This is a genomic window from Acinetobacter sp. LoGeW2-3, from assembly GCF_002688565.1.
Taxonomy (GTDB): Bacteria; Pseudomonadota; Gammaproteobacteria; order Pseudomonadales; family Moraxellaceae; genus Acinetobacter.
Window position 1 is genome coordinate 1,085,134 of record NZ_CP024011.1, and the last position, 11,996, is coordinate 1,097,129.

At 43.5% G+C, this 11,996-nt stretch carries 8 protein-coding genes; 3 read left to right on the forward strand and 5 right to left on the reverse strand.

All coding sequences use genetic code 11. From position 1 onward, the window contains the following. Positions 1 to 195 precede the first annotated feature (195 nt). Together BS636_RS05215 and BS636_RS05220 are read left to right on the forward strand one after the other, a co-directional pair. Complete coding sequence (locus BS636_RS05215; protein ID WP_099337830.1) at positions 196 to 2,139, forward strand: ATP-binding cassette domain-containing protein; 1,944 nt, start codon at positions 196 to 198, stop codon at positions 2,137 to 2,139. A gap of 331 nt (positions 2,140 to 2,470) precedes the next feature. After that, positions 2,471 to 3,634, forward strand: coding sequence for a zinc-dependent alcohol dehydrogenase (locus BS636_RS05220; protein WP_099337831.1), 1,164 nt, complete (start codon positions 2,471 to 2,473; stop codon positions 3,632 to 3,634). 713 nt (positions 3,635 to 4,347) lie between these two features. Here the strand turns inward: BS636_RS05220 and BS636_RS05225 are convergent. The 5 genes from BS636_RS05225 to dnaA form a co-directional block, all read right to left on the reverse strand. Further along, positions 4,348 to 4,719 carry a hypothetical protein gene (locus BS636_RS05225; RefSeq protein ID WP_099337832.1) on the reverse strand — a complete coding sequence of 124 codons (372 nt, stop codon included), beginning with the start codon at positions 4,717 to 4,719 and terminating at the stop codon, positions 4,348 to 4,350. 187 nt (positions 4,720 to 4,906) lie between these two features. Beyond that, positions 4,907 to 7,375 carry a DNA topoisomerase (ATP-hydrolyzing) subunit B gene (gene gyrB, locus BS636_RS05230; RefSeq protein WP_099337833.1) on the reverse strand — a complete coding sequence of 823 codons (2,469 nt, stop codon included), beginning with the start codon at positions 7,373 to 7,375 and terminating at the stop codon, positions 4,907 to 4,909. Between the two features lie 55 nt (positions 7,376 to 7,430). Continuing rightward, positions 7,431 to 8,513, reverse strand: a complete 1,083-nt coding sequence (gene recF / locus BS636_RS05235) for a DNA replication/repair protein RecF (RefSeq protein ID WP_099337834.1) — start codon at positions 8,511 to 8,513, stop codon at positions 7,431 to 7,433. A 27-nt stretch (positions 8,514 to 8,540) separates the two neighbouring features. Beyond that, entirely contained in the window at positions 8,541 to 9,689 is a 1,149-nt protein-coding gene (gene dnaN / locus BS636_RS05240) for a DNA polymerase III subunit beta (RefSeq protein WP_099337835.1), read from the reverse strand. A 109-nt stretch (positions 9,690 to 9,798) separates the two neighbouring features. Next, positions 9,799 to 11,181, reverse strand: coding sequence for a chromosomal replication initiator protein DnaA (dnaA, locus tag BS636_RS05245; RefSeq protein ID WP_099337836.1), 1,383 nt, complete (start codon positions 11,179 to 11,181; stop codon positions 9,799 to 9,801). Positions 11,182 to 11,842: 661 nt separating this feature from the next. On the opposite strand from dnaA, the gene rpmH reads away from it, so the two are divergent. Next, complete coding sequence (rpmH, locus tag BS636_RS05250) at positions 11,843 to 11,977, forward strand: 50S ribosomal protein L34 (RefSeq protein WP_000831329.1); 135 nt, start codon at positions 11,843 to 11,845, stop codon at positions 11,975 to 11,977. The last annotated feature ends 19 nt before the right edge of the window (positions 11,978 to 11,996 follow it).

An 11,996-nucleotide genomic window follows, 5' to 3' on the forward strand; every position in this document is an offset into this window, starting at 1 on the left:
TCGATAGTTAGCTTTCAATATCATCTTGTTATTTCATTGAAAATACTTGTTCTATTTAAACATAGATTTAAAAATATGAATCCATGTTACGGATGAATTGCAGGATCCTGTGAATTCTCCAGCAAGATTTTTTTATTTTGATGGGCTTTCCTTTAGAATAGCGCCATTCTTCTTGTCGAATGTCAGTACAGCTCCATGATTCAGTTAGATCAGTTAACCATACGCCGCGGTGGACGCATCCTTTTCCAGAAAGCCTCCATGCAATTGCATCCTGGATGGAAAATTGGCCTGACCGGTGTCAATGGAGCCGGTAAATCAACCCTATTCTCAGCACTGTTAGGCGGGATTGAATCCGACACAGGCTCCCTGAGCCGTCCTGCGGTCTGGACCGTGGCGCATATGGCACAGGAAATCAAAGCTTTAAATATGAAGGCGATTGATTTCGTGCTGTCTGGCGATGAAGAATATTGGGATATACAACAAAAGCTGAACCATCCTGATCAGCTGGATGATACTGAACTGGCACGCCTCTATGGCCGTTTTGATGAAATTTCCGGTTATGCCGCACCGTCTAAGGCTTCTCAGCTAATGGCCGGTTTGGGCTTTATGGATTATCAATCCGAGCTGGATGTTGCCAGTTTCTCGGGTGGTTGGCGTATGCGTCTGAATCTGGCGCGTACCCTGATGAGCCGTTCTGACCTGCTGTTACTGGATGAACCAACCAACCACTTGGATCTGGATGCCATTTTATGGCTGGAAGACTGGCTCAAAGCTTATGAAGGTACGTTGGTGCTAATCTCGCATGACCGTGATTTCCTCGATGCCATTACCGACCATATCCTGCATATTGAAAATCAGGAATTAACGCTTTATACCGGTAATTATTCAACTTTTGAACGTACTCGTAGCGAACGTCTGGCACAGCAGCAACAGGCCTATGAAAAGCAGCTTGAAGTGCGTGCCCATCTGCAAAAGTTTATTGATCGCTTTAAAGCCAAAGCCACCAAGGCAAAACAGGCACAAAGCCGGATCAAACAGCTGGAACGTATGCAGGAACTTTCTGTCGCACATGTCGATACGCCATTTACCTTCAGCTTCCGTGAACCGACCAAAATGAGTTCACCGCTACTACAGCTGGAAAATGCTGATATCGGTTATGGTGACAAACTGATTGTACGCAATGTCAGCCTGCAAATTACCCCGAATAGCCGCATTGGTTTACTGGGGATGAATGGTGCCGGTAAATCGACTTTGATCAAATCGCTCGTTGGTGATTTGCCTTTAATTAAAGGTCTGCGTAAAGACTCGGAACTGTTAAATATTGGCTACTTTGCCCAGCACCAGATGGATGCTCTGGATGGCAGTGCCAGCCCAATGCTGCAACTGGCACGGATTGCTGATCCAAAAATCAGTGAAGCCAGCCTGCGTTCTTTCCTTGGCAGCTTCGGCTTTAGCGGTGAACGTATGGATACGCCAAGTGAAAGTTTCTCAGGCGGTGAGCGTGCCCGTCTGGCCCTAGCTCTGATTGTATGGCAGCGCCCAAACGTGCTGATTCTAGATGAACCGACCAACCATTTGGACCTGGATATGCGTCATGCCTTAACTATGGCATTACAGGATTTTGAAGGTGCAGTAGTTCTGGTTTCGCATGAGCGTCAACTGATTGCCAGTGTTTGTGATGAGCTGTTGCTGGTTCATAATGGTAAATGTACTGAATTTGATGGTGACCTGGTGGCTTATGCCGAGTGGTTACGTCAGGCACGTGCAGAATTATTGAAAAATGCGCCTAAAACTGCGGATGTGGTGAAGGCCCAGCAAGCTGAAGTGAAACCTGCACCAAGCAAAGTGGATAAAGAGGCACAACGTAAGGAAGCGGCTCGCCAGCGTGAGCAGACCCGTCCGATTCGTAAAAATATTGAAAAATGTGAAAGCCAGATTAGCAAATTACAGCCAAAACTTGCTGCAATTGAAGAAAAACTGGCAGATAGCGGTCTATATGATGCAGCACGTAAGGATGAACTGCTCAAGCTGATGAATGAGCAGACTGAACTAAAAGCTCAACTGGAAACCGCTGAGGAACAGATGCTGGAACTGATGATGGAATTAGAAGAGTTGGAGCAATCTTTCCAGGAGAGCTAATTTTAGAATTGGCATAAATATTTAAGGATCAGCGGCGATTGTCACTGATCCTTTTTTATGGATTTATGTATTCTTCTTTTCTAATAAAACTCTTCTAATATTAGCTTTCTTAGACTTCCTAGCTTTCCTATTCATTTACCCGATTTTTGACATATTTTGTCGTGAATTACGCAAATCCTATATAAGCTTATTTTTTAAACAGTCGGGTTCCTTATTTCATACATTAATTTACAGCTCTAGGTCGGGTTATAAGGCTCTAATAAAAAGGCTTTTAAATCATCAACAGCCTTATATGAGTCTGTTTTAATGTTGAACTAGAGAGGAAATCCGTATGCGTGCACTGACCTATCATGGTAGTCGGGATGTAAGAGTTGAATCTGTTCCAGATCCAGTGATTCAGGAAGCAGATGATGTCATTTTAAGGGTAACAGCTACCGCAATTTGTGGTTCAGATCTGCATCTTTATCGTGGGAAAATTCCAGCCACTGAAGAAGGCGATATTTTTGGCCATGAATTCATGGGTATTGTGGAAGAAGTCGGTCCTGCAGTGACTGAAGTGAAAAAGGGTGACCGGGTGATTATTCCCTTCGTGATTGCCTGCGGTCACTGCTTTTTCTGTGAACATGAACTGACTGCCGCCTGTGAAAATACCAATACCGGTCGTGGTGCGATTATTAACAAGAAACAGATTCCACCCGGTGCTGCCCTGTTTGGTTATAGCCATCTGTATGGCGGTGTGCCAGGTGGTCAGGCTGAATATGTCCGTGTACCTAAAGGTAATGTCGGTCCTTTTAAAGTGCCAGGCTCATTACCGGATGAGAAAGTCCTGTTCCTGACCGATATTCTACCGACTGCCTGGCAGGCAGTGACCAATGCCAAGGTAACCCGTGGCTCCACAGTCGCGATTTATGGTGCCGGTCCGGTTGGTCTGTTGTCCGCAGCGTGTGCCCGTATGCTCGGTGCTGAACAGATCTTTATGGTGGATCACCACCCTTACCGCCTGCGCTTTGCCCATCAGACTTATGGTGCAATTCCTGTGAACTTTGATGAAGTCGATGCTGCTGAATTTATCATTGAAAATACCCCGGGCCACCGTGGTGTTGATGCCGTGATTGATGCGATTGGCTTTGAGGCTAAAGGCAGTATGCTGGAAACGGTGATGACCAATTTAAAAATTGAGGGATCAAGTGGTTTCGCGCTGCGTCAATGTATTGCTGCCGTTCGCCGTGGCGGTGTGGTTAGTGTGCCAGGTGTCTATGCCGGTCCAATCCATGGTTTCCTGTTTGGTGATGCTTTTGATAAAGGTCTCACCTTTAAAATGGGACAAACCCATGTACACAAGTTCCTGCCAGAACTGCTTGAACATGTGGAAAATGGCAACCTCTCCCCTGAAGTGATCATTACTCACCGTATGAACCTGTCCGATGCCGCTGAAGGTTACCGGATCTTTGATAAACGTGAAGAAGACTGTCGTAAGATCATCTTGACACCATAAAAAGTGCTCAAAGAATAAAAGCGCCTATTGAGGCGCTTTTTTATATGTATCCATCATGAATCAAATGACATATTTTTCTCGGTCTCAATTACCGAAAATTCAATCTAGCAAAAGTTATTGAGTTCCTGCTCCACGCTATCTAACTAACTATAAACAGTTCTTCAAACATTAAATCTTAGGACTTATTCAAAGTGGTAAACCAAAGAAGAAATGAGTAGTTAAAATTCTTAAATCAATGATTTTAAAATAAAAATGAAAGTTCACTTGATTATTAAAATAATTATGTAGTTTAACTACATCTCAAATTTTTCAAGCAAAATATGTTCCACGCTGATTATTAAATAAAACTACATTAAGCATATAAGTGACTATTTTATAGAATATTTATTTTAAACTTCTTATAAAACTACCATCTAAACCGATCCATGCTGAAGGTCCGACTTAAAAGAAGCTATCCAATACTAGCGGGTAATTTAAATTTAAAACGCTATTTTAAATTTAAAAACACTTATCCACAAGTTACTAGGGATTAAATTTAAATTTGAAAGCTAAGAATTAATTTTTGAGTAACCTTATTGTGGATAAATACTCTCTTATTCACACAAATAAATATGGATAACTTTTGAGTTATCCACACTATTGATCAAGCTTTGAGCTTATTTAAAAACAATACTATTCACATATAATTTCTTTATTTATCGCTATATTTATTATTATTTTCTTAACTGATTGAAAGTATAGGATTTTAGGAATCGAAGCTCAATAATTTTCCATTCATCCTCATAACGCCACAACTCCTGAATACGGTGTTTATCTTCCGCTAAACCAGTTACCACCCAGCATTCAGTTTCATCCTCGTTGTATTCATACTCTTCATATTCTACTTCAGGCTTATGTGGTTTCCAGACCCCATTCTTCACCGCATGCGCAATCCGGTCATAGCGGACATAACTGGTTTCTACACGGTTTTTCTGCTCAAAGACCACTTTAAAGTCTTCATGCTCATACTGACGCAGCACATCATAATCACCAGTGTAGAATGCATTGGCCCAAATTTCACGGACTTGTTCAAGCTGGCTATCCATGGATAAACCTCTTTATTACTCTAGGTTGGCTCAAATCAGATAAATACTGCATATAAAAATCACCAGATTTGGTGCCAAAAATCACTGATCAGCGACTGAATAAGCTGACCAATTAAAATGACATTAGCATAAATTGCTCATAAAAAAGCACCCCGGAAGGTGCTTTTTTAAGTGTATTGTGTATCAGTTATGCATCGATATCCGCGTTCAGTGCATTCTCTTCAATGAAGGCACGACGTGGTTCTACGTCATCACCCATCAAGCAAGAGAACATACGATCTGCTTCAATTGCATCCTGTACAGTCACTTGGAGCATGTTACGGTTTTCTGGATCCATAGTCGTTTCCCACAACTGATCCGCGTTCATCTCGCCTAGACCTTTATAGCGTTGAATCATCATGCCACGACGTGAGTCTTGCAGGATGTGCTGCCATACTTCATGGAAACTATTCACCAGAATCTTGCGCTCGCCTTTTTGCAGGTAAGCACCGTCTTCAAGCAGCGTAAACCAGCTCTTCGAGTTCTTTAATAAACGTGCATATTCACTTGAACCCAACAGACCAGCATCCAGCAGATACGCATGTGGCAGGTTATGGATATAGATCGTGATACGGGGCAGATAAGTCACAGACTTGTTGCCTTCTGCATCTTCCTTCTCGAAGGTTTCAATACCTAGCTCAGGACGCAGGCTTGGTTGCTTGTCTTCGATATGTTGACGCAGTTGCATTGCCCAGTTTTCGACATAATCCAGATCAGTGGCCTGATCCAGTTTAAATGCTTCAAGCGCCAACAGACCATCCAGCAATGTTGCAGGATAACGTACCGTTAAACGATGCAAGCTTTTTTGCGATGTCTGGTAATCCGCAATCACATTCGCTAAAGCATCTCCGCGAATCGCAGGGGCATCTGCACTGATGTGTAATTCAAGCTCATCAATCGCATTCGAAATCAGGTAAGTTTCCAGCGCATCATTATCTTTAATGTACTGTTCCTGCTTGCCTTTTTTCAGTTTGTACAGCGGTGGCTGCGCGATATAGATATGACCACGTTCAACCAGTTCCGGCATTTGACGGAAGAAGAAGGTCAACAGCAGCGTACGGATATGTGAACCATCGACGTCAGCATCGGTCATGATGATGATTTTGTGATAACGCAGCTTGTCCGGATTGTATTCTTCACGACCAATACCACAGCCGAGTGCAGTAATCAGCGTGCCGACTTCAGCAGATGAAATCATACGGTCGAAACGCGCACGTTCTACGTTCAGGATTTTACCTTTTAGTGGCAAGATGGCCTGCATCTTACGGTTACGGCCCTGTTTTGCCGAACCACCTGCAGAGTCACCTTCGACTAGGTACAGTTCAGACAATGCTGGATCTTTTTCCTGACAATCCGCCAGTTTACCTGGAAGACCTGCAATATCCAGTGCGCTCTTACGGCGTGTCATTTCACGTGCTTTACGCGCTGCATCACGAGCACGGGCTGCATCAATAATCTTGCCAGCAATTGATTTCGCTGCTTGCGGATTCTCTAAAAGATATTCAGAGAATGACTTATTCATGGCCTGTTCGACTGCAGTTTTTACTTCACTCGACACTAGCTTTTCTTTGGTCTGTGACGAAAATTTCGGATCAGGCACTTTCACCGATACGATTGCAGTCAAACCTTCACGTGCATCATCACCTGAAACAGCAACTTTTTCTTTTTTCAGAATATTTTCACTGTCCATGTAGTTGTTTAAACCACGGGTCAGTGCAGCACGGAAACCGGCTAAATGGGTACCACCATCCTTTTGCGGGATGTTATTGGTAAAGCAGCGTACATTTTCCTGATAAGAATCATTCCATTGCAAAGCAACTTCAACCCCAATACCGTTCTCAGCTTGCACAGTGAAATGGAAAATATCATTCAGATGGGTTTTGCCTTCATTGATATATTTCACGAATTCAGACAAGCCGCCTTCGTAGTCAAATACATATTCGGCATTGATACGTTCATCACGCAATACGATCCGTACACCAGCATTCAGGAATGACAATTCACGTAAACGACGCGCCAGAATATCGACATTGAAAATGGTCTGGCTAAAGGTTTCAGTACTTGGCCAGAAACGTACACGGGTACCGGTACGGTCGGTATCACCAATGACTTTTAGCGGGTATTGTGAATCGCCATGACGGTATTCTTGTTGATGAATATGACCCGCACGATGAATTGTTAACTCGAGCTTTTCTGACAATGCGTTTACAACCGACACACCTACGCCATGCAGACCACCAGAAACTTTATAACTGTTGTCATCGAACTTACCGCCGGCATGCAGAATAGTTAGAATTACTTCTGCTGCAGACACGCCTTCTTCAGGGTGAATATCGGTTGGAATACCACGGCCGTTATCAGCTACCGACACAGATTCATCTTCATGAATAGTCACTAAAATTTCATCACAGTGACCTGCCAGCGCCTCGTCAATCGAGTTGTCAACCACCTCGAAAACCATGTGGTGTAAGCCTGTACCGTCGTCTGTATCACCAATGTACATGCCCGGACGCTTACGTACAGCGTCTAAACCACGTAATACCTTGATGCTAGAGGAATCATAAGCCTTTTCAATGGTTTGTTCTGGTTGAGAAGCAGCTTGATCTTCTGAACTCATGGTTTCTCCCTAGTGAAAAATAGGTCTATCCAAAGATGGGTAAAACTTTAAAATACTATTGCACAACAACGTGAACGACACCGTTTTCAACATTGAATAACTGATATGAGATAGACAAATCATGTAAATGCTTTTGTACTGATTCGTGGTCTAAAGTGGTAATAAAAACTTGACTACCAAGTTGGCTCAATCGCTCAATTAAACGTTGTTGTGCGGTTAAATCTAATTCTGCTGTCAGATCATCTAATAATACCACAGTTTCCTTATTACAAGAATGTAGCATTGCAATTTGAGACAGTTTTAACGCCATCAGCAGCAGCTTTTTCTGTCCGCGAGACAGGATCACATCTGCATCCCCCAGAGGGGTCTTCAGGCGCAAATCTGCGCGATGTGGACCGTATTCTGTATAGCGTCTCTCAACGTCCCGCTCATGATGATTCGTCAGGTCATTCAACAATCCCGTTTCAGCATGAAAACCGGGGCTATAATCCAGACTAATGCTGAGATCTGGCAGTAGGTGCCTCAAGTCTTCTTCAAAGAAAACTTTCCATTGCTCGATAATACCAACACGCTGCGAATGCAGAATCTCACCATACTGGCTCAGCATCTGGTTCCATGGTTCCAGTTCAGACAGACTCAGATAGCGTTTGGACTTCAGCAGACTGTTGCGCTGTTTCAAGGCACGCGAGTAATACTGCCAGGCATGATAAAACTCTGGTTCCACGTGGAACATTAACCAGTCTAACAACTGGCGACGCGGCTTGGCACCATGATCGATGATATCGGTACTTTGTGGATCAATCAGTTGTAGTGGCAACAGCTTGGCCAGTTGCCCCTGAGTCGCAACCAGATCGCCATTCACCTTAATCAGCTGTTCGCCGCTGGCCATTTTCTGCATACCGACTTTTTCGGTATCCGATTGGGCGAATACAATCGCATCCGAGGCACTGTGCTGAATGTAATTTTTAGGAATATGAGTACGAAAAGAACGCCCTGTGGCCAGCAGGTGAATGGCTTCCAGAATAGAGGTCTTGCCTGAACCATTCTGACCATAAAAAACGTTAAACGGCTGCAATCCCTGGAGAGCAACCGTCTTTAAGTTTCGTACACGCTCGATATGCAAACGCGTAATGTGCATGATTTACTTGTGCCTGAATGCCGCCGCTTAAACGCGCATCGGCATCACCACATAGGTCTGGTCAGTATGTGCAGGATCCTGAACCAGCACAGACTGATTCGCTTCAGTCATGCTCATGGATACATCATCACCATCCAACACACCCAGAACTTCTAGCAAGTACTGTGCATTGAAAGACATTTCCATTGGCGCATCTGCATACTGGATGGCTAGATCTTCAATCGCTTCATCCTGCTCCGGGTTATTGGCACGAAGCTGTAACGAATCCGCATTAAAGTTCAGGAATACGCCACGCAGTTTTTCATTACTCAAAATCGCAACACGTTGTAAAGATTGCTTGAATACGTCATGGGCAATGATCACATGCTTGTCACCACCACGTGGAATCACACGGCGATAGTCCGGGAATTTACCGTCAATCAGTTTTGTGGTGAAACGTACAGTCGTATCACCCTGCTCTTTATCACGGCTTGGCACGGTAATAGTGACATTCAACAATTCACGGCCGATCAGCAATGATAATTGATCATCTTCAACACTCAGTAGACGTTGTAATTCGCCTACAGCTTTACGTGGCACAATCGCCTGAATCGGTTGAGTTGCAGTCGATTGCGCAGCTGTTTCACACAGTGCCAGACGGTGACCATCAGTTGTCACTGCGCGTAACTGGTTCGCGTCAATTTCCAGCAATGTACCGGTCAGATAGAAACGTACATCTTGAACCGCCATCGCGAAAGCCGTCTTTTCAAATAGACGTTTCAGTTCACGTTGAGTCACAGTGACTTGCGTGCCCTGGCTATTTTCAGTTGACAGTAATGGATAGTCTTCAGCTGGCAAAGTGCCCAATACAAAACGGCTGTTTCCAGATTTCAGGATACAGCGCTGATCTTCAGTAATTTGCAGATCCACCAACGCGGCAGATGGCAGAGATTTACAGATATCAATCAGCTTACGCGCTGGAACAGTGGTTTCACCGGCTTGCAGACAAGCACCTTCATTCAGAGGAGTACTCGCCACCAGTTCCACTTCAAGATCTGAACCGGTCACCGTTAATGCTTGAGCTGTCACTTGAATTTTCAGGTTAGACAGAATGTTTAGGGTATGGCGACGTTCAACCGCTCCTACGACATGTGATAGAACATTCAGTAAGCTCTCTTTCGCGATTTTTAAACGCACGGTACATTCCTCTGAAAACTGAAGATTAATATGGAAAAGTTAATTTTTTAGCACTGTACTATGCGGCAAAAAAAGCCGCATAGCAAGAGCAGAATTTGAGCGTTTTGGCTTAGCTTTGCAGCAGGCGCTGCAGGTTTTTATAGTCCTCGTTGAAGATCGGATCTTCCTCGCGCAGACTCTGCACTTTTTCGCAGGCATGCATTACGGTACTGTGGTCACGACCACCAAATGCCATACCAATTTCCGGGAAACTATCCCCGGTCAATTCACGTGCCAGACCCATTGCAAGCTGACGCGGACGTGCATAAATACGGGTACGTTTTGGACCCACCAGTTCTTTCAATGGAATACGGAAATATTCACTCACCACACGCTGAATATTTTCAGTACTGATTGTCCGGGCACGAATTGCCAAAACATCTTTGAGTGATTCACGCACCACATCCAGATCAATCGGTGTACCTTTAAAGCGGGAAATCGCCACCACTTTATTCAGTGCACCTTCAAGCTCACGCACGTTAGCGACCACTTGCTGGGCAATAAACAGTGCACAGTTGCGTGGTAGATCCACTTCATTGCTTTCAGCTTTTTTAAGTAAAATTTCAATACGGGTTTCAATATCGGGTGGTTCAACACCCACCGATAAACCCCAAGAAAAACGTGAAACCAGACGTGGATCCAATTCAGTCAATTCTTTTGGATAACGATCCGATGTCAGAATGATCTGTTTGGATTCATCTAGCAGCGCGTTAAAGGTATAGAAGAACTCGACCAGACTGGCTTCTTTACCTGCCAGTAAGTGAATATCATCGACCAGTAACAGATCCAGAGAACGGCAGTTCTTCTTAAATTCTTCTACCTTGCCCTGCTGTAGAGAGCTGACAAAGTCCTGTACAAAGCTTTCCGCGGTCATATACATCACGCGAGCATTTGGCTTGGCTTGCAGTAAGGCATTCCCGACTGCCTGCATCAAGTGCGTTTTACCCAGACCAGTTGGGCCATATAAAAATAATGGGTTATGTTGAGACGCACCCAATTGCGTTAAAACCTTACGGCAGGTTTCAGCCGCCATCTGATTGGAACGACCTTCTACAAACAGTGAAAAGGTAAACAAAGGATTTAGTTGACGCTTACGGCTATTTTTAACCGATTCTTCTTTTTCTTTACGTGGGCGAGGTGCAGGTGCACTCACCGGTTGCGATTCTAATGCAGCAGTGGTGGTCGCTGGCTGTTCGCTGGCAGACAAAATCGCACCAGGACGGGAATCCACCAGAATTTCGACTTTACGAATACGGCCTTCAGATAACTGTTCCGCCAGAATCGAGATCAGCTCTAGATGATGCTCTTGAATGTAGCGCGTCCAGTAAGGATTAGGTGCATATAGACGCAGTGTATCGTCCAGTTCTTCTGCAACCAGTGGGCGGATCCACATTGTAAAGACATTTCCAGAGAGCTCTTGTCGCAAGCGATTTAAGCAGTCTGTCCAAAGCATGTGAATCCCCTATTCATTCCATTGTTCATTCAAAAAAGCTTGCCGCGCTTGAAAGCGGGTCGCTATTCTAACCAAGTTATCCACATCTGTCATGAAAAATTCAGCACCAATCGTTCAAAAAAGCACTTTTCATGCATAAATTCAAATTTAAAACCCAGTGTGGATAAGTTTATCCGCAAGCTGTGGATAAAATATAACATAAAGTTATCCACAAAGTATAAAAATTATAGAAACAGTTTTATCCACAATATAAATTCATGTTTATAAAAGTTAAAAATGCATTTTCCACAGAAAAACAGCTTCCTAATAATAATAAATTTAAATTTATAAATTTGAATTTATTTATAAGCTTCAAGCTTTCTGTGGATAACTAAGATCAGGTTTAAATTTAAATTCAAAGAGAGAATATAAATTTGAATTGTGTATAGTGTTGTGGATAAATCTGTTGATATAGATGTTAATAACTAAAATTTAATTTTAAAACAAATATTTATATTGTGGTTAACTATTTAATTTGCTCTTTGACTACACTATTTGAAAATAATCAGGCAATTCCAGCCTGAGACTAATTTGAAAAGAAATATGCTTTTGCATTGACAGCTCAAGCAATGAGCACTAAAATCGCGGACCTTCATAGAAAGATCATTTTTGGAGTTTCGACATGAAACGTACATTCCAACCATCTGAATTAAAGCGTAAACGCGTTCATGGTTTCCGTGCTCGTATGGCTACTAAAGCTGGTCGTCAAGTTCTAGCTCGCCGTCGTGCAAAAGGTCGTCACAGCTTAACTGTTTAATCAGTTAGGCTTCGCCGAC